General features: G+C 55.5%; 21 protein-coding genes. 16 read left to right on the forward strand and 5 right to left on the reverse strand.

The genetic code is table 11. The features are described 5' to 3' along the window. Window positions 1-226 precede the first annotated feature (226 nt). The 15 genes from AC27K1_RS08480 to AC27K1_RS08550 all read left to right on the forward strand — a co-directional run bounded on the left by AC27K1_RS08480 (window position 227) and on the right by AC27K1_RS08550 (window position 16456). A complete protein-coding gene (locus tag AC27K1_RS08480) occupies window positions 227-925 on the forward strand; it encodes a helix-turn-helix transcriptional regulator (RefSeq protein WP_487149787.1) in 699 nt (232 codons plus the stop codon). 267 nt (window positions 926-1192) lie between these two features. After that, window positions 1193-5005 carry a hypothetical protein gene (locus AC27K1_RS08485; RefSeq protein ID WP_487149789.1) on the forward strand — a complete coding sequence of 1271 codons (3813 nt, stop codon included), beginning with the start codon at window positions 1193-1195 and terminating at the stop codon, window positions 5003-5005. Window positions 5006-5297: 292 nt separating this feature from the next. Beyond that, window positions 5298-5489, forward strand: coding sequence for a Flp family type IVb pilin (locus tag AC27K1_RS08490; RefSeq protein WP_487149791.1), 192 nt, complete (start codon window positions 5298-5300; stop codon window positions 5487-5489). Between the two features lie 53 nt (window positions 5490-5542). Then, window positions 5543-6112 (forward strand): prepilin peptidase, encoded by a 570-nt coding sequence (locus AC27K1_RS08495; protein WP_487149826.1) that lies wholly within the window; start codon window positions 5543-5545, stop codon window positions 6110-6112. 38 nt (window positions 6113-6150) lie between these two features. Further along, window positions 6151-6888 (forward strand): Flp pilus assembly protein CpaB, encoded by a 738-nt coding sequence (cpaB, locus tag AC27K1_RS08500; RefSeq protein ID WP_487149792.1) that lies wholly within the window; start codon window positions 6151-6153, stop codon window positions 6886-6888. A gap of 65 nt (window positions 6889-6953) precedes the next feature. Next, window positions 6954-8474, forward strand: coding sequence for a type II and III secretion system protein family protein (locus AC27K1_RS08505; protein WP_487149828.1), 1521 nt, complete (start codon window positions 6954-6956; stop codon window positions 8472-8474). Next, on the forward strand, window positions 8471-8770 hold the full coding sequence (locus AC27K1_RS08510) for a hypothetical protein (RefSeq protein ID WP_487149793.1): 300 nt from the start codon (window positions 8471-8473) through the stop codon (window positions 8768-8770). Before AC27K1_RS08505 ends, AC27K1_RS08510 begins: the two co-directional genes overlap by 4 nt. A gap of 33 nt (window positions 8771-8803) precedes the next feature. Next, window positions 8804-9997 (forward strand): pilus assembly protein TadG-related protein, encoded by a 1194-nt coding sequence (locus tag AC27K1_RS08515; RefSeq protein ID WP_487149794.1) that lies wholly within the window; start codon window positions 8804-8806, stop codon window positions 9995-9997. Window positions 9998-10007: 10 nt separating this feature from the next. Beyond that, the gene (locus AC27K1_RS08520; protein WP_487149796.1) at window positions 10008-10478 is read left to right on the forward strand and encodes a TadE/TadG family type IV pilus assembly protein; all 471 of its coding nucleotides are present in this window, start codon (window positions 10008-10010) and stop codon (window positions 10476-10478) included. Then, window positions 10475-10951: a TadE/TadG family type IV pilus assembly protein gene (locus AC27K1_RS08525; protein WP_487149798.1), complete on the forward strand. Its 477-nt coding sequence runs from the start codon at window positions 10475-10477 to the stop codon at window positions 10949-10951. Before AC27K1_RS08520 ends, AC27K1_RS08525 begins: the two co-directional genes overlap by 4 nt. 10 nt (window positions 10952-10961) lie before the next feature. Beyond that, entirely contained in the window at window positions 10962-12137 is a 1176-nt protein-coding gene (locus AC27K1_RS08530) for a CpaE/TadZ family protein (RefSeq protein WP_487149800.1), read from the forward strand. Then, complete coding sequence (locus AC27K1_RS08535) at window positions 12137-13450, forward strand: TadA family conjugal transfer-associated ATPase (RefSeq protein ID WP_487149802.1); 1314 nt, start codon at window positions 12137-12139, stop codon at window positions 13448-13450. The genes AC27K1_RS08530 and AC27K1_RS08535 overlap by 1 nt, the downstream gene beginning before the upstream one ends. 48 nt (window positions 13451-13498) lie before the next feature. Then, window positions 13499-14458, forward strand: a complete 960-nt coding sequence (locus AC27K1_RS08540; protein ID WP_487149803.1) for a type II secretion system F family protein — start codon at window positions 13499-13501, stop codon at window positions 14456-14458. Between the two features lie 10 nt (window positions 14459-14468). Beyond that, on the forward strand, window positions 14469-15431 hold the full coding sequence (locus tag AC27K1_RS08545) for a type II secretion system F family protein (RefSeq protein WP_487149804.1): 963 nt from the start codon (window positions 14469-14471) through the stop codon (window positions 15429-15431). A 2-nt stretch (window positions 15432-15433) separates the two neighbouring features. After that, the gene (locus AC27K1_RS08550; RefSeq protein WP_487149805.1) at window positions 15434-16456 is read left to right on the forward strand and encodes a tetratricopeptide repeat protein; all 1023 of its coding nucleotides are present in this window, start codon (window positions 15434-15436) and stop codon (window positions 16454-16456) included. Window positions 16457-16546: 90 nt separating this feature from the next. On the opposite strand, the gene AC27K1_RS08555 is transcribed toward AC27K1_RS08550, so the two are convergent. From AC27K1_RS08555 to AC27K1_RS08565, 3 genes are all read right to left on the reverse strand, one after another. Beyond that, window positions 16547-17836, reverse strand: coding sequence for an NCS2 family permease (locus AC27K1_RS08555; RefSeq protein ID WP_487149806.1), 1290 nt, complete (start codon window positions 17834-17836; stop codon window positions 16547-16549). A gap of 205 nt (window positions 17837-18041) precedes the next feature. Next, entirely contained in the window at window positions 18042-18911 is an 870-nt protein-coding gene (locus AC27K1_RS08560; RefSeq protein WP_487149808.1) for a hypothetical protein, read from the reverse strand. Window positions 18912-19212: 301 nt separating this feature from the next. After that, entirely contained in the window at window positions 19213-20337 is a 1125-nt protein-coding gene (locus AC27K1_RS08565; RefSeq protein WP_487149809.1) for a methyltransferase, read from the reverse strand. Window positions 20338-20478: 141 nt separating this feature from the next. On the opposite strand from AC27K1_RS08565, the gene gorA reads away from it, so the two are divergent. Further along, a complete protein-coding gene (gene gorA, locus AC27K1_RS08570) occupies window positions 20479-21837 on the forward strand; it encodes a glutathione-disulfide reductase (RefSeq protein WP_487149811.1) in 1359 nt (452 codons plus the stop codon). Between the two features lie 61 nt (window positions 21838-21898). Here the strand turns inward: gorA and AC27K1_RS08575 are convergent, their stop codons facing one another. Together AC27K1_RS08575 and AC27K1_RS08580 are read right to left on the reverse strand one after the other, a co-directional pair. Next, window positions 21899-22087, reverse strand: a complete 189-nt coding sequence (locus AC27K1_RS08575; protein ID WP_487149813.1) for a hypothetical protein — start codon at window positions 22085-22087, stop codon at window positions 21899-21901. Between the two features lie 126 nt (window positions 22088-22213). Further along, window positions 22214-23293, reverse strand: a complete 1080-nt coding sequence (locus tag AC27K1_RS08580) for a GIY-YIG nuclease family protein (protein WP_487149814.1) — start codon at window positions 23291-23293, stop codon at window positions 22214-22216. Window positions 23294-23367: the final 74 nt, after the last annotated feature.

Genomic DNA, 23367 nt, shown 5'->3' on the forward strand with positions numbered 1-23367 from the left:
GTGTCCCTGTAGGCAGGATCGTGTCGGGATTGCTCGTCGGCCTGCTATTTACATCGGCCTGAAACTGGTGTGATGTTGACGCATTCTTTGTGGTTTTTTCGATTGAGCTGTCTACGACAACTGACCATCTGATTGAGAGCCGCCACCATGATTATTTCTCCGGCTATTGGTTTTGATCATTGTCTCAATATGGCCATTCCCCCCCCTGGCGAAACTCAGGGAACAGATGCAGGAAGACTTCGGGGTATTGGGCTTTGACAGCTACAGCTATGACGGTGTGTCGGACCAAACCTCCATTGATCGCGACACGGGCTCGGGGGCGCTGTTTCCCGTGCGGCATTGGGCAGAGAAACCGGATCGTCTGACCACCATGAATCCGGCCCTGTTTCGGGAATATTTCGATTCCGTGGGGCCGGATCGCCGGATCTGGCCGGATATCCTGTCAGGTCGTCGGTTGTTCCTGCGCCCGGCATACACAACCTGTGATCGACAGCAGGCCCGGATCCAGGCGTTCTGGGATGATAACCATATCCATGGCCAGGTGCTGGTCAATATGGTGGAAATGACAGGGGATGGCTGGCACTGTCTGTACCTGCTCAACAGCCGGTTGGCCCGGAAGCGGCTGGAGACGGTGGTGGCAGGGCGTAGTCAGGCGCTGCTTCAGACCTGCTTCTTTTATCACATGTTGTTGATGCTGGGGTATCGGGATTATTTTAACCCCTGGCTGGCTTCCGGTGTGTTGTCTGACCGATCGCTCCAGGTGCTGGAATTGACCAGTGAGGGGTTGTCCAGCAAGGTGGTGGCTCAGGAAACGGGGCTCAGTGAGAAAGGAGTCAATTATCACCTGGAACATCTTCGGGATGTGCTTGGCGCCAGGAACCGGGTCAGCCTGGTGGCCCGTGCCAAGGACGAGAAGCTCATTTGAGGCCTGTGAGAAGCATGTTGCTGGATGACGGCATTCTCACAACCAGGAAAACGGTCATCAGCGCCGGTCGCTGGCTCAATGCATGACTGGAATAATCGTTTGTTGTTAATAATAACTGGCTGGTTATCAATAAACCCAAACTGGCATTGCTATGGTGGTTCTTTTTTATATTACTTTCGTCTAGGGAAATGCTATCTCATTATTGGATAGACATATTTTATGACTGCAGGGGGTAGTGAAGCCAATACAGTAAAGGAGAGTCATGCAATGGCAACAGCCCCGGGCAATATTAGCATCAATCAATCTGTTGGTGATTCATCGGCAGCGCCAGTGACGGTTCCATCGCAAATAGACGCCAGTGCATATGGTCGAACCCTGTCTGTTGTGGAAACGACACGTGAAGTATCCATACGACCGCGTAAACGAATTCCTGCGCCGGATTTTCTGGGTCAAGATAAGGACACAGATAAAACCTGTGCCCTTTCGTATTATATTATAAGATCACAGCCTTCCAGTGAGAGTGTTGAATATTCAAAATTTGAAGAATATTTGTATGCAAATTTACTTCCTCGCCTGAGAAAACTCGTAGAAATAAAAAAAGAAAAAACGCGAGAGTGGAATGAAAGGCTGGTGTCTTTGCTGAATCAAAGCGACAGGTTTGGAAATACGCCATTGAAATATGCCGTCATCCATGGGGTGCTGGATGCGGTTGAGTTATTAATTTGCGGTGGCGCAACACCGTTGCGTGAAACAGTCAGGACATCACTGCATATGGCTCTGGAATGCCAGAGACGAGATGAGAAAGTTACCCCTTATATAATTCTTGAGACGATAATTGGAAAAATAAAAGAAACTAACGGGTCGTCGTATGATTTGCTGGATGTCATTATTAACAAGAAAAGGGTATGGGAAAACGATGGAAATAGAGTGACATCGATAGATTGCCCTTTTTCCGGGTTGTCTGGCAATACGGTGCTTCATGATTTATTGCTGAAAAGCGATATGCCCATTGATGAGACGGTTCAGATCGCCGCTTTGTTGCTCTCAAATGGCGCTAACACTTTATCAGGAAACAGGGAAGGCGTGACGCCTTTTGGTCTTGCATGTGATCGTAAAGACTTGGAAAAAACAGATATCCTGTCGAATATGATTAAAAGTATGGACTATGAGCAATTGCCTGAAGTCTATCGCTATATGTCAGTGATGACAGCAACGCAAAGAAAGGAAGTCGATGATGCCTTGAAAATAAAATATGCTGAGCCAGTCTTGGGATTGGAGGATTTTTACAAACAACCAGTACCCTCTGACCCCTCTCAAGCCTGTCAACCGATTCATTCCATTGCACTTACCCTACCCTCTACGATGGGGCCTGCGCAGGTGGTAGAACTGGATTTTCTGGGCCACGATCATAACCTGAATAAAACCTGTAAGCTTTCGGATTATATTATAAGATCACAGCCTGACGATGAAGGATTTGAATGCTGTTACTATAAAGAATTTTTGTATTCCAAAATGCTTCCTGGCCTGGAAAAACTCGTAGATAAAAAACAAGAAAAAACGCAGGAGTGGAATAAAAGGCTGATATCTTTGCTGAATCAAAGCGACAGGTTTGATAATTCGCCATTGAAATATGCTGCACTTTATGGGGTGCTGCCTGCTGTTGAGTTATTAATTCGCGGTGGCGCAACACCTTTTCGTGAAGCAGCCAGTACATCATTGCATATGGCGCTGAAATTCAAGGGGCGAGATAATACAGTTACCCCTTATAAAATTATTGAAACGATTGTTAAAGAAATAAAAGAAACTAGCGTATCTTCGTATGATTTGCTGGATGTAATTATTAATAAAAAGAAATTTTGGAAAGATGATGGTGAAGAGTCTTCGACAGGTCACCCTGATTCCAGGTTTTCTGGCAATACGGTGCTTCATGAATTATTGCTGAAACGCGATATGCCCATTAGTGAGACGGTTAAGATCGCCGATTTGTTGCTATCCAATGGCGCCAACGCTTTATTAAAAAACATTGAGGACATGACGCCCTTTGGTATTGCCTGTGCTCGTAAAGACCTGGAAGCAACAGGTATCCTGTCGAATATGATTAAAGCTATGGATTATGAGCAATTGCCTGAGGTCAATAGCTACATGGAAGCGATGACAGAAAAGCAAAGAGAGGCCGTTCAAGCTGCCTTGCAAATAAAAAATAATGAACCAGTCCTGGAATTAGAGGGTTCTTATATACAACCAGGATCGTCTGCCCCCTCTCAACAGCGTCGACCGATTGATACCGTTGCACTAACCCTGCCCACTATAATGGTGGCAGAACAGGAGGTTGAGATTGACGCTGGTAGTAGGGTAGAGCAAGAAAAAAATCTGGTTACAGGAAACCAACCATTAGAGGAACCCGTTTCTTCTGATGATTCGAAACAATTGATGTCATCACTGGCACAGAAATTACCACCATTACAGACCATGCCACCATCACTGCCCATGCCACCATCACTGCCCATGCCACCATCACAGCCCATGTCACCACCACAGTCCATGCCACTATTACAGCTACCGCCCATGCCACTATTACAGCCCAATGTTTGCACTGACATTGATCAACAGTTGCATAATGCAAAACAGAAATGTGAATCATCCGAACGTCTGTATATAAACAAACCGGAAAGTGATGTAAATAATCAGATACTATTAGCATTAAACAACTTACGAAAGCAGCAAGAGATAAAAGCTGGCTTGGTACCAGGCACTGAAGAAAGGAAAATAAAAGAAATTCCCAAAGCTATCCCGCTTTTTAGATTCCTTTTGGAGGAGCTGACAAATAAAGAGGATGCTCTTGTCTCTTGGGATAAAACAGCGCAGGTCGGCACATTTACTATTGAAAATCAAAAAAATGAAATGTTGGCGACCCGTTATTACGGGAAGGATAAACCGAAAATGCTTACTAGTAGTTTTGTAAGTCTGCTGAAAGAGAATGCTAAAAAGTATAATGATTGCTTTCAAAGCATAGGGAAAGTTTTACTGGATTCTGGCAGGGGGCATCGGTACAGATTTATTCTGAATAACGAATGTGTGCAACAACATATTAGTGAAGCGTGTGAACAAACGGTTCAAGCAACATGGCCGACCTATGTGGCCAGGGAAGAAGCTCCATTGAATCCAAACATCAATATTGAGACCTCTGACATAACATCCGGTACGCCTGTTATCACTCTGCCGTTATCGTCCGGTGGTAGTCGTGACGATAGTTCAATCGTTAAGCCGAAAACGAGCGTGGTAGCTGATAATCCTGTGTCTTGTGACAGCGATACTATTCGGCAAACGCCTTCACCCATGAACCCGGCTAAACTAAGAGCGTCTTTGGGAGATCTGTTTCGAGAACAGGCATCTGCCGTTCAAATACCCGTTGTCGAGAGCAGGAAATCCAGTGCCCCTCATACCGTTGCAAAACCACCGGATACTGAAACGGATCAAGGGCTTTTGGAACCAGTACGGGTCGAAGCAACCGTCCCCTCCTGTCAACCCTCATCGGTGAAACCCTTTACGCATCGCCTGGAGAGTCCAGTCTCGGCTCAGCCTGCTCAGACAGCGGCAGGAACCGTTGAAATACCTTCACGCCAGGGAAAAAAACGGCCAGCCGAAGGCGCCGTTACACCAATGGTCACTCGAAAAAAGAGAACTACGCCCCCGGGTACCATAAGCCCGATGTTTGATTTCATTTTGGGGGAGTTGGCGAAGGATGATCATAACTTTGTAAGTTGGAATAAAAGAGGGGATAGTGGCACATTTACTATTAATTACGACGGCGTTGATGAGTTGGCGAGCCGTTATGGCAAAGAAAGGGAAATCGAATCGGGCAAGGATAAATTTTTGATGCTCCTGGAGCAGAGGACTTGTAAAAATCAAGGAGATAAAATTAAGCGTATATTGCCTAAATTTAAAGTTAGAGGCAGCGATCGTGATTACAGATTTAACCTGCATGACAAGGTTGTAATGGAGCATATTGAACGTCACGAACAGAATATGGCATTAATTAATGCTCGCTGGCCAAGATGGAAGAAAGATAAAACGTTTTAATCCAGCTACTTGTGAAACAGTTTCCATTCTTTCAACCGCTTGGGTGGGATGTAAAACGCTGATCCAATGCTATTCATGTGCTCCCGGGCGATCCCCCTGACCATAGCCAGACGCTACCCAACAGGGAGGAAATGTCCGTGTCTATCCGGCAAGTCCTGTGTCGACGCGTTTCTTGATTCCGGTCATGACAACCCACCCTGGACTGGGATTTTTACCAGTTAACCCGTATCCAGTACGGACTTATCCTGACGCTGCGGTAATCAAAAACACATTGCGTGAGTGGAGAATGTCCATGAAAGAGCAAATCAAAGACTTCCTGAAGGAAGAAGATGGTCTGACTACTGTTGAGTATGCCGTGGCAGGTGGTGTGGTGGCGGCGGGCGCTATCGCTGCGTTTGATGAGTTGGGGGAAAAGGTTGTCGAGGTTATTGAAGACATTACGAAAGATCTCGGCGGTGAGGGTGGTGGCTGGCCGCGTCCTTAAGGGAGTAAGTCGATTAATTTCAGTTGACAGGTTTCTGGTGCTGATTGGATGACGTGATAGGTGGAAGTGCCATGGATATTGATAACAGCACACTGATATTGGTTTTACCGTTGTTGATATCCATGCCTTTCCTGCTCTGGTTTGATCTTCGGTTTCGTAAAATTCCGAACGCCTTGACGTTAAGTCTTCTCCTCATTGGCCTGATGACCCATACCTTTATTTCAGGTTTCAGTGGTTTCCTGGACGCGCTGGGCGGCGGCCTGCTCGGCCTTGCCCTGATGCTGCCCTTTTACCTGCGGAAAAAAGGGATGGGCGCCGGTGATGTGAAGATGATGGCCGCCATTGGCGCGGTACTGGGCGTGCAGGACGGGTTGCTCTGTATCGGGCTGACCCTCATCTCCGGCGCGCTGCTCGGGTTACTGTTTCTGTTATTCAAGGGCGGGCTGGTGCAAACCCTGCGCCGTTACTGGCTTTGCGTCCTGAGCCGAAGCTGGATGGCGCCGCAGGAAAACGACGCTGCCAGCCTGTACTTTCCTTATGCGCTGGCGATTGTCAGCGGTGTGTTATCCACCCTTTATATGTCAGGTGAATTGTCGCGGCTGGCGGCGTTTTTCCTTGCCTGATGACGGATGTTTTCAGCCATCCCGGCTGACAGGAGGGCATGATGATTCTTCAGAGAACCTCGGTGATGATCGCGCTGTCTGCCCTCCTGGGGCTGGCCGGCGCCTGGCTGATCGGCCAGTGGCTGGGCAGTGCGCCGACCACGGCGACACAGACCCTTGATACCGGACCGTCCGTCACGGTGGTGATGGTGACGGATGATGTTTCGGCCTGGACCGCGTTAAGTCCCGATCAGATCAAAACGGTGAACGTGCCGACGGCGCTGGCGCCGGAACAGGCTGTCCGTGAGCCGGCGGGCCTGGCCGGACAGTATGCCCAGGTGGACCTGTTCGCCGGCGAAATCCTGCTGGGCGGACGGGTCAGCAACCGGGTGCCCGAGGGGCTGCTGGCCGACCGCCTGGCACCCGGCATGCGCGCCATGACCGTGAGAATTAACGATGTCAGCGGGGTGGCGGGTTTTGTCCAGCCCGGCAGCCGGGTGGACGTCATCGCCACCCGCCGGGATGAAAGCCGCGTATTGCTGACTGATCGTCGTGTACTGGCCATCGACCAGGCCACGACCATGGAAAACGATGAGCCGGTGGTGGCCAGCACCGCCACCCTGGCGGTCACGCCGGCACAGGCAACCACGCTGGCGGGCGCGCTGGAGGGCGCTTCCCTGTACCTGGCGCTGCGCAACCCCCTTGAACCCATTGTCGAGCCGACGCCACAGGCCGTGCCAACGGGCCTGATCCTCCAGCGCGGGGTGGAAGGGCGCTGGATCAAGGTGAGTCAATAAACGGTTAAACCGGCCCGGCGGGGCAGTGTTAACCCACAACATTTTTATAACGCACTTTGCGGTCAATGATCCGGGGGGATGATATGAAACACAGTTCGATGCCCGATGGCGTGAGGCGGGCGTTCCAGACGCTGGCCTGCGCCTGCCTGTTGCTGGCCGGGACGGTGGCCATGGCGCTGGAGGAAACCGGCGAATGCTCGGTCACCCGCGGCGGTGACCGGGACCTGGGCCTGATGGTCAATGGTTCCGGGATTGTCACGCTGGCGGAAGCGCCGGGGCGTATCACGGTGGCGAATCCGGAGGTCGCCGATATCAATGTGCTCGATGCCGAGCGCATCTTTATCCTGGGCAAGCAGACCGGCACCACGGCGGTCATGGCCCTGGACAAGCAGGATCGTCTGCTGGCCCGCCTGCATATCGAGGTCACGCCTGACCTGAACCTGCTCAAGCGCCGCATCCACGAAGTGATGCCGGGGGAACCGGTGGCGGCGCGCATGAGCGGCCAGCACCTGGTGCTGTCCGGCGAGGTGAGCAACCTGGTCCGGCTGGATACCGTGCTGCGGATTGCCGAAGGGTTTGTCGCCAGCAAGGAGCAGGTGGTCAACATGCTCACTGTCGGCGGCGCCCAGCAGGTGATGCTGGAAGTGAAAGTCGCGGAGATGCAGCGCAGCCTGATGAAGCGGCTGGATATGAACTTCAACGGCATCACCAACGGCGGCAAGTGGAGTTTCGGCGGCGTCGGGCCGGGGGGAGGCAGCCATGTGCCGAGTACACTGCCGATGCTGCCGCCCACCGGTGGCTGGCCGGGCGGGGATTTCACCCCGAATCCCACTGACTTTAGCGGCAGCGGCCTGTTCGCCAGTTTTGTCAGCGGCGACAGCCTGTTCAACCTCTACATTGACGCCGGCAAGGATACCGGCACCGCGAGAATCCTGGCGGAACCGACCCTGACCACCCTCAGTGGTGAAGACGCCAGCTTTGTCTCCGGCGGCGAGTTCCCGGTGCCGGTGCCCCAGGACAACAGCGCGGTCACGGTGGAATTCAAGGAATACGGTATTGGTTTGAAATTCCTGCCGGTGGTGATGGATTCCGGGCGGATCAACCTTCGCCTGAATCTCAGTGTCAGTGAACTCAACAATTCCCAGAGCCTGGTACTGGGCAACGGGGAAAACGCCAACGCCGCCTACGTGGTGCCTTACCTGAGCAAACGCAGCACCCGCTCCACCGTGGAGCTGATGGACGGGCAGACGATCGGTGTCGCCGGTCTGATCAGCGAGAACATGCGTGACGCTATCCAGAAATTCCCGGGTTTGGGCGATGTGCCGGTACTGGGCCACCTGTTCCGCAGCCAGGAATACCAGAAAGGGCAGACCGAGCTGGTGATCCTGGTGACCCCGCGGCTGGCGCGACCACTGGATGAAGCCCGGCGGCCCCTGCCCACGGACACCTTCGTGGAACCCTCCGACGTGGATTTCTACCTGAGCGGCAACACCGGCAGGCGGTTCCCGCTGCCCACCACCGAATCAACGACAACAGGCGTATATGGCCATGACCTGCGCCCGGACGAAGGGGGGAACGCATTATGATCCGTTACCTGACAGGCGCCGTCCTGCTGCTGGGGTTGACAGGGTGCGCCGGTTTTTATGAGCAACCTCATCATGATCCGGAGATGGTCAGTTACAGCCGGGACAGTGTCAGGGATGTTTTCGTGGCCCAGCGTTACAACCCGAACGCGTCCGAAGAGAACCGGGGCCGGGTGGTGACCGGGCAGGACGGTGAGCGCGTCCGCCGGGTGCTCGAAACCTGGCGGGAACGGGAACCGGACAATGACGCCCTGAACGAAGACATTGAGTACGACATCAACCCGGATGGCAACAACTGACCGGGCATGTAAAAGAAAAGGGGGGGGAGAGCCATGGCGACGAAGCGAGGTGCGGGACAGGCAGGCGCCATCCTGCCGCTGACGGCGATTGCCATGGTTGTCCTGTTCGGGTTCATGGCGCTGACGCTGGATATCGGGTTGATGATGTGGCGCCAGTCACAGTTCCAGACCGCGGCGGACGCGGCGGCGCTCAGCGCCGCCCAATGCTGTTTGCTGGAGGATGAAACGACAGAAGACTTCAAAACCTGCGGGCAGGAAACCCTGGCGTTCAACCTGTCTGCCAATGGCCTCAACCCGGAAACAACGAACAGCATGTTCACATGCCACAGGGAAAAACGGTACGTGGATGTTGACGTCTGGTCTGACGCGATGCCGACGCTGATTGCCGGTATCGCAGGTGACGGGCTGGATACGTTCAGTATGCATGCCGAAGCCAGGGCGGGGATGACCGGTGAGGCCGTGCCGGTCGTAACGGTGCCTTTGATCGTACCGGAAGGAAGTGATCTGTCATCGCCTGTGCGGGCATTGGCGGCGATTCCGGATGACCTTGAGCAAATCAAATACCCCGGCAGAGATGACTATAAGCCAGACAGCGATACCGGCAAGCTGGCCGCCGCCCTGGCCGGTACGGGGTATCCGTTAATTCGGGGCAACCGTTATACGATTTACCGTGAATACGATGATGATGACGAGGAAAGGAAGAATGACGCCAGGGACGACGATGATGACGATGAAATGGAAGATGCCATCGAGGACGGTTTGAACAGTCGTTTCGAGTGCGATGACCGGGGAACGCAGGATGGCAAGGTATGGTGCAACAAGGAAGACGACGATGACGACGAGGATGAATTCAGTTACCGGAGAGATCTGTTTCCCCCTGACAACAACGACAAAACTGACCTGACGCAATATTTGGAAACGACAAAAAATTTCAGGCGCATCGTGAATGTGGGTATTGGTTCATGGGTTGGCGCCTGGAAAAGAAAGATTCAGGTAGAAGACTTCGGTTGTTTTCTGTTGCTGTGGGAAGTGGATGATCCGGGCGAGTGGGATGATTTCGACAGGAACGCTGCTTACCGGAAAGATGCCCGGGACGATGACGAAGACGGTATCTGGCTGCGACATATCACCGACGATGAAATCACGCAAAACAACCTTGAGCCGTACTGTGCCAGGGGAGCGAAACCCCTTGTCCTCCTGGACAGACCCGGCAGCGTAGACAGTTAGGAGGCCAGCCATGATTCCGCAAATGCATCGACAAAAAGGGCTGGCGCTGGTGGAAGTGACGATTGTGTTGCCGGTGCTGCTGCTGTTGCTGGCCGCAATAGTGGACTTTGGACGTATTTTTTATGAAGGCGCGCTGTTGCAGGGGCGGGTCAATGCGGCTGCCCGTTACCTGGCCATGAATACGGCGGCGGGGCAGTGCAGGAAAACGGTTCACTCCAAGGTAGTGGATTACTGCGAAAACGCGGAAAACCTGGTGCTTTACGCGATGCCGGACGGTTCCGGTACGCCTTTTGTCCGGGTGGGGGACATCAAAACCCGGACCTGTCCCGACGACAATAAACACTGGCAGGTTTCAGCGACTTATACACCGGAATTTATCTTCACCGGCCTGCTGCCGGCATCGGTCGGCGACCTTGTTGTGACGCCATCGGCGATACAGCGATCGTTTTTCGGGGCGGCTGATCCGGAGGACCGTTTATGAAACGTTGTGACAACCCCCGTCAACCCCGTCGGCAGCAGGGGACAACAGTCGTCGAGTTCAGCATCGCGGCATCCGTCTTTTTCCTGGTGCTGTTCAGCGTGATGGAATTTGGCCGGATGATGTTCACCTGGCACCTGCTGCAGGAAAGCGCCCGCAGCGCTGCCCGTGTGGCCGTGGTTACGAAACCCGATTTTGACAAGGTGGCGCCGCCCATTCTCGATGCCGCCCGGCAGTTCATACCGGACCTGAAGTCGGAAAACCTGGAGATCAGTTACCTGACCGTTGACGGTAACAGGGCGGAAAGAGAGGAAACCCCGTATTTTGTCAAAGCTTCGATTACCGGTGTTTCTTTATCATTGATGATACCGATCCCGGGGCTGGACGACGTGGTAGCGCCGTCATTTACCACCACGCAGGTGGCGGAAAGCTTGGGTCGTGAAGCGGACAAGCACAGGCACAGGCATTCATTATGAGGAAAGCAGTATGAATGCGGACCGGTTCATGCGTGTACGACTGACGGGGTACGACCGGATTGGCCTGGAACGGGTGCAGCGGTTACTGCGCGCCATCCGCGAGGCCAGCGCCAGTGTCTGCCTGCTGGAAGGGGAGGCTGACCTGGAAACCAGGTTGCTGGAACCTGCGGATGTTGTGGTGCATATGCTGTCACCGTCGCCTGAAGCGGAGCTGCGAACCCTGCAGCGCCTGAAAAACCGCCTGCCGCCCCTGGTGCTGATCGGTGGTGAATCGCAGCAGATTGAAGGTCGGCAACTGGGCGATATCCTGCGAACCGGCGCCCGTGATTACCTGAAGCCGCCGTTTGACGAGGGCGAGTTATTGCAGGCGCTGGACCGGATACATGACGATTTCTGCCGCTCGCAGGGCAGGGCGTCGTCGGACGGCCAGGTGATCGCCGTCACGGGCGTCGGCGGCTGTGGCGTATCACTGTTGAGCGCGAGCCTGGCCCACGAGGCAGTCCTGCGGCATCAGCAGGTACTGCTGGCGGACTGCGACTGGCGCTATGGCTCACAGGCGACACTGCACGATGTCCGGCCGCGCAATGATTTCCGGGCGCTGATGGCGCGTTCAGACAGTGACAGCACGGTGCTGGAAAGTTACCTGACACCGGTCAATGAACGACTGCAGTTGCTTTGCCAGGCGCCGGACCTGCTCGCCTCCGAAGCACCGGCCGGGCATGGGTACCCGCTGTTGAACCTGATGCGCGCCCGGGCCGACGTCACGGTTCTGGATCTGCCCGGATGGGACGGCCCGCTGCTGCACACGCTGTCAGGAGGGGCTGACCGGGTGGTGCTGGTATTACGGCCCCAGATAGACGCCATCCGGCGCGCGGGGCTGTTACTGGCCGGCCCCCTGGCGGCGGTTGACCGGGACCGGCTGACCGTTGTCGTGAACGGGGTCAACCGTCATACGACGATCGACAAACATACGATCGGCAAGGCGCTGGGCGTAACACCGCTGATGGTGCCGTCAAACCGCAAGGTGGTGGATCGGGCGCTGGAGAGCGGCCAGTTGCCGGTGGGGCAGGCGCCGGGTTCCGACTTCAGCCGTGCGGTGGCGACGCTGGCTGACCGGGTGCTGGCTGCCGAACGCCCCCGTACCCGCATGGCGCACTGGTTGCAGGCATTCAGGAGGGTCAGCTGATGGCGTTGACACTGGACGACAATGTGCTTGCTTCTGCGGATTTTGGCGAAACCCGCCAGCACTGGCAGAAGCAGGTGCATCAGCGCATCCTGTCCCGCCTGGATTTGCAGGCGCTGGCGTCATTGGCGCCGGACCAGGTACGGGAACAGGTGTTCCGGGCAGGGGACAGCCAGTTTGAACAGCTGCATGCGCCCCTGTCCCGGCAGGAACGGCAGCGGATATTGATCGATATTTGCGACGATATCCTCGGGCTGGGTCCCATTGAGCCGCTGCTGGCCGACCCGGTCGTAACGGATATCCTGGTCAACGGCCCCGACCATGTCTACGTGGAACGGCAGGGTCGGCTGGAACCGGTGCCGGTCCGGTTCCTGGATGAAGCGCACCTGTACCAGACCATCGAGCGGCTGGTCAGCCGGGCGGGGCGTCGGCTGGATGAATCCAGCCCCATGGTGGACGCGCGACTGGACGACGGTTCGCGGGTCAATGCGATCATCCGGCCGCTGGCGCTGGATGGTCCCGTACTCAGTATCCGTCGTTTTCCGGCCGATCGCCTGACCCTCGCGGGACTTGCGAACCATGGCGCCTTTCCCGCCGTGCTGCTGCCCCTGCTGCAGGGCATGGTAACGGGGCGATTAAATATCATGATTTCCGGGGGCACCGGCAGCGGCAAGACCACCCTGCTCAACGCCCTGTCTGCGGCGATCCCGGCCCGTGAACGCATCATTACCATCGAGGACGCGGCGGAACTGCAACTGCAGCAGACCCACGTCGTACGCCTGGAAAGCCGGCCGGCGAATATCGAGAACCGGGGGGAGGTCACCCTGCGGGACCTGGTGCGCAACAGCCTGCGGATGCGGCCTGACCGGATCGTGGTGGGGGAGGTGCGGGGTGTGGAATTCATTGACATGCTGACCGCCATGAACACAGGTCATGACGGCTCCCTGACCACCCTTCACGCCAATACGCCAGTGGACGCCGTTCGTCGCCTGGAGAGCATGGCCGCCATGAGCGCCCTTGGCCTTGAAACCCCAATTGTCACGCAGCTGATCGCCTCGGCGCTGGACGTGATCATCCAGCTTGAGCGCATGGAGGATGGCGTACGTCGGGTGACCAGTATTCAGGCACTGGCCGGTGCGGATCGGCAGGGCATTGAACTGCGTGAAATCTGTCGTTTTGAGCGCATCAACCTGACCGAAGCGGGCAACGTGGAGGGGCGCTTTGTCGCTACGGGGTACCGGCCAGCCTTCCTAGACAAGCTGGCCCGCCGGGGGCTGGCGTTTGACGAAGCGCTGTTTACAGAGGGCGTGCTGTAATAAGGACGCGCACGCCTGCAGGTTTTTTTAACGGGTGGGAGATAGGTTATGTCTGATACTTTCAGTTTACTGCTGGCCGTGATCTTCCTGGTGATTTTCCTTGTCAGCACGGGGTTGATGCTGCTCAGCCAGCGACACCGGTTGCAGAAACGGCTGCACCGGCACCTGGAGCAGCTCGGGGGCAACCAGCCGGTACACCAGGTATTGCGGAAACGCTACGTGGACCAGCTTCCTCCCTGGTTGCAGCAGCTTGAGAAATTTCCCGCCATGGAAGCGCTGGACCTGCTGACGCTGCAGGCGGGTAAAAGTACACGGGCGCTGTCGGTTGCCTTGTACGGCCTGGGGTTGCTGGTGGCAGGGCTGGTCATCACCGGTTGGCTGGGGATGCCCTTGCTGTCCGGCGTGATGGTCGCGCTGGTGCTGGCGCTGTCGCCGCTGGCGTACCTGCAATACCTCAAAAACAAACGTCTTCAGTTGTTTGATCAGCAGCTGCCTGACCTGCTGGACATGCTGGTCAAGGGCCTGCGCGCCGGCCTGCCGCTGACCGAGGCGATGGAACTGGCGGCGCGGGAGCTGGATGATCCCGTCGGTTCCGAGCTGAAGCATACCGTGCAGGATATCCACTACGGACGGGATATGAAGCACGCTTTCCTCGCCCTGCTGGAGCGGGTGCCCAGCGAAGCGCTGCTGATGATGGTGACCGCCATCGTGCTGCAGCGGGAAACCGGGGGCAACCTGCTCGACGTGCTCACCGGGCTGCGGGGACAGATACGCGAGCGCATCGGGTTCGACCGACGTCTTAAAACCTTGTCCGCCGAGGGAAGTATGTCCGCGTGGATCCTGGTGCTGATGCCATTTGTGCTGGCGTTCGTGATCAACCTGTCCTCGCCCGGCTACCTCGCCCCCCTGCTTGAGGAAGAGATTGGCCGGCAGGTGGTGATATGCGCCGGTGTTCTGATGGTTGTGGGGGTGGTGTGGGTGATTCGCCTGGTCAGAATCCGGGTTTAAGGAGGCTGTCATGTCTGCTGAAGTATTATCGCCGGACTTCCTGGGCCGGATGATGGACACGGTGTTGGTAACCCGCTTTGCCGGGCTTGCCCTGGTGGCGGTGGCGGTGGGGCTGATGTCGTTCCTGTTCATGCGAATAGCCGGTCGCAGGCGTTTATCGTCCCGACGGCTGAAAATGACGGAAGGGGGCGCGGTCGCGCAACCGGGCGCGTCGCCTGACTGGTCCGGCTGGCTATCTCCGGCAGGGCGATACCTGATGCCCGCGGATGAAAAAGAGCGTGTCAGCGTCAGTCGTCGCCTGGAGCAGGCCGGATTTCGCCATGAACAGGCGCTGCTGTTGTTTTATGGCGCCAAGGCGGCGGCTGCCGTATTAATGGGGCTGCTGGTGTTCCTGTTTCATCCCTGGTTGCCCGGGTGGCTGGCGGATTATGCCGGGCTGGCGGTGATGGTCGGCGCCGCGCTGGGGCTGTTGCTTCCTTCCATGGCGCTCGATTCCTGGTTGAAGCAGCGGCAGCAGCAGGTGATCGAGGGGTTTCCCCAGGCGCTGGACATGTTACTGATCTGTCTCTCTTCAGGGCTTGGGTTGCCCGTTGCCATCAAGCGGGTGGAGTCGGAGCTCAGGCTGGCCTACCCGGTCCTGGCCGATGAGCTGGCGCAGGTCAGCGCCGAGCTGAACGCCGGCATGGCCATGGACGCGGCGCTGCACAATTTTTCGGATCGAACCGGCCTGCGGGAAGTCCGTGGCCTGGTGGGAACCCTGGTGGAAGCCCACCGGTACGGCTCCAGCCTGACCGACACCCTGCAGGATTATACCCGCGACTTCCGCGCCATGCGGCTGCACCGGGCGGAGCTGCAGGCGGCCCGAATGAGTACACGACTGGTGTTCCCCATGGTCTGTTTCATATGGCCGGGATTTTTCGTCGTGGCGGTAGGGCCGGCAATATTGCGCCTGCTGGAGGCGTTCGGAGGATGATAATGCGATACCCATTCAGGCCCGTTGTGTGTTTGGCGTTGACGCTTCTGATGACGGGGTGCGCGGGGATGCAGGCCAGGGATACGGCTGACGCCTCACGGGATGACCTGTACGACGGTGCGCTGGCGGCGGATATGCTGGGCGTCGCGGATGCGCTGACGGCAACGGACGCGTTGAACAAGGGGGATAACCACTGGCGGCGGGGGGATGGCGACAGAGCGTTGCTGTATTTTATTCGCGCCCTGGAGCTGGATGAAAAGTCCGTTGCAGCGGCCATGCGTATCGCCCGGGTTCATGAGCAGAGAAATAATGCGGTGCTGGCTGAGCGCGCCTGGAATGAGGTGTTGGCCATAGCGCCGGATAATATCGCAGGCCTGGAAGGTATGGGGCTGCTCAGGCTTGAACAGCGTCGTTATTCATCGGCAAAGACATTCCTTACCGATGCGATTTCAAACTATGACGAAAAGCAGGCTGTTTTAAAGGCTGAAGAACGATCTGTTGACGAAGCCCCCGGTAAGGCAAATCCGGAAAAACAACCGGATCAATCAACGACAGAACCGCTGTATGCGCCGTGGCTGGCAGCCAACGGCCTGGGCGTGATGGCGGACCTTGAGCGCGATTATACGGCTGCAATCAAGTATTACCGGCAGGCGCTCGTTATGGCGCCGGGACAGGCCATGTTGCTGAATAACCTGGGCTACTCCCACGCAATGGCAGGGCAGTTAAGGCAGGCTGAAACATACCTTGGGCAATCGCTGGACATCCGGAATGATTATACCCGTGCGCGGCGTAATCTTGCGCTGGTGCTTGCGCGGCAGGATAAACTCGACGAGGCGGTTCGTGTATTGAAGGGCGTGATGGATTATGCCGAGGCCTGCAATGATGTCGGCTACCTGATGATGCTGGATAACAACACAAAAGAAGCGGAAAAGTGGTTCAGGAAAGCAATAGATGCTTCTCCAACCTATTACAGGGAAGCGTGGGACAACCTGGCGCAGCTGGAAGACAGGATGAGCAGTCAGTAAGGAAGGAAGAAAGAAAGAAAGAAAGAACGTTTCAGGCTAGTCGTAAACCAATAGCGCCATCCCCTTTAAAGAAGATGGCGCTATTGGCATTTAGAAGAACATGAACTTCAGGATAAATAACGCGGTCAGCACGACCATGGCCGGGGTGATCTCTTTCTGGCGACCGCTGATCAGCTTGATGCCGGTCCAGGCGACAATGCCCAGGGCAATACCGGAGGCCACGGAATACGTCAGCGGCATGGTGATCGCCGCAACGCCAACGGGCGCCGCTTCGGTAATGTCGTCCCAGTCAATCTTGACCAGGCTGTGGGTCATCAGTACGGCGACAAAGAACAATGCGGGCGCTGTCGCGTAGGCGGGAATGGCGCTGGCCAGCGGTGACAGGAACAGGCTGACGACAAACAGCAAACCAACGACAACGGCTGTTAAACCCGTACGACCGCCTGCGGCAATACCCGCACCACTTTCGATATAACTCGTGGTAGTAGAAGTACCGAGCATGGAGCCTGCGACAGTTGCCGTGCTGTCCGCCATCAGGGCACGGTTGATGCGGGGCATGTTGCCGTCTTTATCCAGCAGGTTCCCTTTCTGGGCCACGGCGATCAGGGTGCCGGAGGTATCGAACATATCCACGAACAGGAAGGAGAACACGATACTCACCAGGCCGATATCCAGGGCGCCGGCAAGGTCAAGCTGCATGAAGGTAGGCGCCAGGCTGGGCGGCATGGAGAAAACACCGTTCAATTCGACATGGCCGGTGGCAATGCTGAGCAGGGTCACGGCCAGGATGCCGATCATCACGGAACCGGTCACGCCACGGAAATAGAGCGCCGCAATCACGACAAAACCGACACAGGCCATGATCGCGTTCCAGCTGGTCATATTGCCCAGGGAAACCAGGGTGGCCGGGTTGTCGACGACAATGCCCGCATTTTGCAGACCCAGGAAACCCAGGAAGAAACCGATACCGGCGCCGATACCACCGCGCAGTGACAGCGGAATACTGTTGATGATCCATTCCCGGATACGGAAGGCGCTCAGCAGGAAGAAGCAGATACCGGAGAAGAAGACCGCGCCCAGGGCAACCTGCCAGCTGTATCCCATCTGTCCGACAACGGTAAAGCTGAAGAAAGCGTTCAGGCCCATACCCGGCGCCATGGCAACCGGGTAGTTGGCGTAAAAGCCCATAATGAAACAGCCAATGGCGGCGGCAAGACAGGTGGCGACGAACACGGCGCCGGGATCCATGCCGGCAGCGGCCAACAGGCTGGGGTTTACGAAAATAATGTAGGCCATCGTCAGGAAGGTGGTGAGGCCTGCGATCACTTCCGTTTTGACCGTAGTATTGTGTTCCTGGAGTTTAAATAAGCGCTCAAGCATGGGATTCGTACGACAACTTCAGAAAGGGTGGTGAAGAAGGCGCGCAGTCTACACGAATCCCCTGGACCGTTAAAATATTTTGATCATAGAAACTGATTTTTTAAACGAAACTTGTCTAAGGTCAACACCCCCTGGAACACTTGTTGATCGAAGCCAAATACGGTTTTTGTCGTCTAAATGGGCAATCTTCCAGTCGAGGAAGGCGTCATAAAAAAATGGCCAGAGGCAGTAGAACGGCCAGCAATATAGTGACAGCGACCGACGTCCAGAGAATGGCTTCGGTTGCCTCGTGGTGAGGATCTTCATAACTCACGTGAACCCCCTCGGTGCGATCGACCTTTTTTCCTGAGGAGCCGCAGCGCAATGTGCCAGGTCTGTCATTGCTGCAAGGCGTGGTGGCATCCAATGAATGCAGATAGCTTGCAAATGCTTCACGATCCATGCGGCTGAGCGCTTCTTCCGAGTGGCTTGTGCCAAACCATACATTGGCTGATGTCTTGTCAAAACCCAGCTGCTGCAGGCCAAGCATTGCATCCAGTGGGTCAGTGTTACTGATAGCGATGGCGTTTTCTTTATCCAGATAGATGGCTGTCAGTTCACTGTCTGTAAAGACCAGGTTGTCATCCCCCTTGGGAAGTCCCTCTGTTTCGATGAGGTGTCCGATTGCGGCGCGATTTTCAGCGGATGACAGGTAACATTCGCGCTTAATATCACTCACTGAATCCATTAATGCAGACAATGACGCTGTTACAGGCGTATCCGTCGATGCCAGCTTTTGGGTCAGGTCAGACAGGGCAGGGCGGCTCCCCCTGATAATCAGCAGTACCTGTTTGGGGGAGAGTGTCATCAGGTCTTGCTCGTCGATATGGCTCAGTTCATGACTGGCGGGATTGAATATGAGTTCGGACTGCTGCTCTCCAACCGTCGCCAGGCAGACAAGAGAATTTTTATCTTCATTCGTTTGGGATAAATGGTCAGTAGCCAGACTGCGGGGGGGATAGCAGGTAAAAGCCATACTGCTCAGCAATATGAGCACTGCCAGTACGGAGGGTTCTTTTTGCTCTGTATATCTCACAACACACCTCAACAATGATTTGGATGATCACGTCATCCAGTGGATACGCACGCCAAACCCCCTGTGCTGGCGCGAGATGGTTTAAATTCCGGCGGCTGAGTTTAGACGTGCACTATGTGTTTGCACGGAATAACGATGAATGGATAGTTTTGGCGTGTGAGCTGGTGTTTAAAAAAGCATCAATCGTATTGGGGGCAGGTTGTGAAGGTGTTTCAGGGTGTTAATCAGATTATGCTCACACAGATATCCACAGGTGCTGTGGGTATCTGTGTTCTTGCACTACTGGTGCGCTACTGGTTTGTCAGGCGTGACGAGTACTGCTGAGAATCACGAACTTTGCGTCGCTGGCGATCAGGCGGTAACCACCAAACAGCTGCTTGAGCCTTGTGTGGTAATTCAGGTGCCGGTTGCCGACTATGCGCAGTTCGCCGCCGGGTTTGAGTACGTGGTGAGCCTGTTTGAACATGCGGCGTGCAATATGGTCGCCCACGGTTTCCCCCTGGTGGAAAGGAGGGTTACACAGTACCAGGTCGGCACTATTGGCAGGAAAACCGGTCAGGCAGTCATTGGCGATGAAACGCCCCTTTTCCACTGGAAGACCGTTAGCTTCCCAACCTTCCCGTGCTGATTGCACGGCCATATAGGATTCATCCACAAAGGTTACCGTGCTGTCCGGGTATTGCCGGGCTGCCGTCATGCCGAGAATCCCGTTGCCGCAACCCAGGTCAATGATGTGTTGATAGCGCCTCTCACCGAGCAGGTGGTCAAGGAAGAACCGGGTGCCGATGTCCAGCTTCTCTCTTGAAAATACATTGGCGTGGTTCACTGTCACCAGGTTGCCCGGCATTGGGAGCGTCCTGGGAAAACGGGAGCTGGCAGGTGAAAGCTGTGGGTCGAACGTGACAAACGCCAGGCGCGCTTTCTTGCGTGCCAGTGATGTGCGGGTAGGGCCGAGCGTTTTCTCCAGCAATGACAGTGTTGAGGTATGGATGTACCTGGCCATGCCCGCAGCAATAATCTGCGTACCTTCATGGACATGCGGGCGCAAACGCAACAGCTGTTCTTCAAACCAGCTGAGATTCTTGGGAAACCGTATCAGTACGAGGTCAAAGGTACCCTGTAGCGGCTCAGTGCTGGCAAGGCACTGGATGTCATCTGTGGTGATGCCATTCAATGGCGCATTGTGTATGGCGCTCTGGTGTGCGAGCCATGAATCACTGTAAAGTACCGGTTTATGCGTGACGAGATTCAGGGTCAATGCCCCAAAGCTGTCGTTAAGGATCAGAACCCGGCCTGCAACGCCGGTTTCCCCGAGGTGTTCCAACAGGTATTCATCGGCGGCATCCCAGGCCCGCAGGGTTTCCCGGTTTCGAAGGGGAAGGCGTTGCAGGGTGAGTGATTGGAACGGGGTATTGAACTGCTGCATCTTAAGTGGACATGAATCCGTATCATCACAGACGAAACCAGCCGTACGACGGTAAGTTTTACGACTGAATGAAACTGCTTTTCCCAGGCTCCGCAGGAGCATGATGAGAAAAAGGCGTATTTTACCTTCAGGAGAGGCTGAATGAACAATAGAACCTATGATTTTGACCTGTTTGTCATCGGGGCGGGCTCCGGTGGTGTCAGGGCAAGTCGAATGGCAGCGGCCGAAGGTGTGAAAGTCGCCGTTGCCGAAGGTCGTTTCCTGGGAGGCACCTGTGTGAATGTGGGCTGTGTGCCCAAGAAACTGTTTGTCTATGGCGCCCATTACCATGAGGATTTTGAGGATGCCAGGGGCTACGGCTGGACGGTAGACGGTGTCAGTTTTGACTGGCCGACACTGCGGGACAATAAAACCCGGGAAATTGAACGCCTCAACGGTATTTATGAAAACCTGTTGAAAAACGCCGGTGTGGAGCTTATTGCCGGCTATGCGGCGCTGATCGATCAGCACACCATTGCTGTCGGTGACAAGCGATACACCGCTGAACGTATCCTGGTCGCACCGGGCTCAAAGGCTTTTGTACCGGACTTCCCGGGTTCAGAGCATGCGATCACATCGGATGACGCCTTCTACCTGGACACGTTCCCCAAAAAAGTCATCGTTGTGGGTGGCGGTTACATTGCCGTTGAGTTTGCCGGTATTTTTGCCGGCCTGGGTGCTGAGACAGTGTTGTCTTATCGCCGTGACCTGTTCCTGCGTGGCTTCGATGGCGATGTACGGGAAACCCTGCGTGATGAAATGCTGAAAAAGCAGATCGATCTGAAGTTCAACAGCACAATCAGTCAGATTGAAAAACTGTCCGACGGACAGTTACAGGTTACCTGGCAGGATGGCACGACAGAAACCGCGGATACGGTAATGTACGCTACCGGTCGTGTACCCAACACCAAAGGGCTGGGGCTGGAGCAGGCCGGTGTGGCGCTGACGGACAACGGTGCTATCAAGGTGGATGATAATTTCCAGACATCGGTGCCCAATATTTATGCCCTGGGTGATGTCATTGATCGTTTCCAGCTAACCCCTGTCGCACTGGCCGAGGCGATGGCGCTGGTGCGTCACCTGTACAAGGGGCAGCCGGTGGCAATGGATTATTCCAATATTGCCACTGCGGTATTCAGTCAGCCGAATATTGGTACCGTTGGCCTGACCGAAGAGCAGGCCCGGGATCAGTTCAGCAATGTCGTGATCTTTAAAACGGGTTTCCGCCACATGAAACACACCCTGAGCGGGCGTGATGAGCGCGTGTTCATGAAACTGGTGGTGGATGGTGACAGTGACCGTGTTCTGGGCTGTCACATGGTGGGGCCGGATGCCGGTGAGATCACCCAGGGGCTGGCGATTGCCCTGAAGGCCGGTGCGACCAAGGCGATCTTCGACCAGACCATCGGCATTCATCCGACGGCGGCTGAAGAGTTCGTGACTATGCGAACGCCTGCCTGAGTATTAGCCTGAAACGAACAACGGGCAGCCAGATCCTTCTGGCTGCCCGTTGTTTTATCGATCACTGCTGCTTTTTATCAGGCAGTGTTTTGATCTGTGTGCGCAAGGCGCGCATTTCATCAGCTATCTGGCGGCACTGGTGATTTACCAACGCCATTCTGTCTTCCAGCTCTGCCATGCTGGCGGCCATACGAGCCAGGTTAGAGCGCAGGCTCGACAGCTTTTCCAGCTGTTCAGCATCAATCATCATGGGTAATTTCCCTCTACCTGTTTGTCTTCCGTGACGTTTCGGCAATATGCAAAGGATGTTTAGAGTCTAGAACACGGAAGAAGGGTTTGCCTGCAACGGTAGTTGCAGGCAGGAGGGTACCTGGAATCAGTGGTGTGCAATGGTGACAGACAGGGAATGCGCACGATCGTTCAGTTCAGCCAGCATCTGGCTGATCTTTTCTTTTTCTTCATTCATCTGGGCGCTGGTGCGACTGGCGCGAGCCTGACGATGACGTTCAATGGCCTCGCGAATGCGCTTTTCCTTGCCACAGATGGTTTTCGAGACTTCGCTCAGTGATGGATGGGCAGCCTGCGGCGCAGCAGTGTCTGCCTGGGCTTCATCAGTGGCTGCAGTAACCTCTTCAGCTATCTCCTCGGTGACCGTAGGCCTGGCTACTATGTCGGTCAGCGAATCGGTAGCCGAGATATCACCGGCCAGTACGGCATCAGCCGCGGCGGTGATGGCGGCAAGCTGTGCTGAAATGGCTGAATCCAGTTCAAAGCCACCCAGGTCAACCAGGGAGCTGCTGCGGGAAGCGCGTACCGGCTGAGCGGGTTCGGCTGGCTTCGGTGCTTCTGGTTTGGCAGCTGCCTGAGTCGGTACTTCAGTCGCCTGCGGTTTCGCGAGCGAAGGGCGTGATACCTCTATCGTCGCAACCGTACGCTCCAGCGGACTGGGCCTGGTTTCCTGAGGCTGTTCTTTGGCTTCCTGCTTTGCGGAAGCGGCCTTGATGATGCGACCCTGAGGTTTCTCCTCTTCTTCCGTTACGACTTTTTTGGCCGTGACAGGAACGGGGGTTTCATCGTCATCGTCACTGAAATCGCCGTCACCGCCAAGCAGGGACATCAGTTCCTTTTCGATGGCGGAGATGGAACGGCTTTTACGGGGCTTTTTCTTGGGGGAAATGCAAACCGTGGTGGTTTTGTACCCTTTCAGGCTCTTGGCGTTGAACAGTTCAATGGCATCCTGTTCCACCTCGGCCAGCTCTTCACGGGTTTCGACATAGTCGTACACGTCAACGGAGAAGTTGTCGGCGCCGTGGACGCGAATGTCTTTGTAAAGCGGGTAGTCGAGCTGCTGTTCGGCAGCAGCCACCATCTTCTGCCATTGGTCTTCGAGGTCGTTGCGGGTGTTGCCGACATAGACCTGGTTCGTGATTTTGTTAGTAATGGTGAAGATAATCAACGGGGACTCCGCTACAGCCTTTTTACCTTGAAATTACCACGTATCCGACATGCCGAAGGTGCCGGTTAACAATG

The organism is Kistimonas ophiarachnellae (assembly GCF_057552235.1).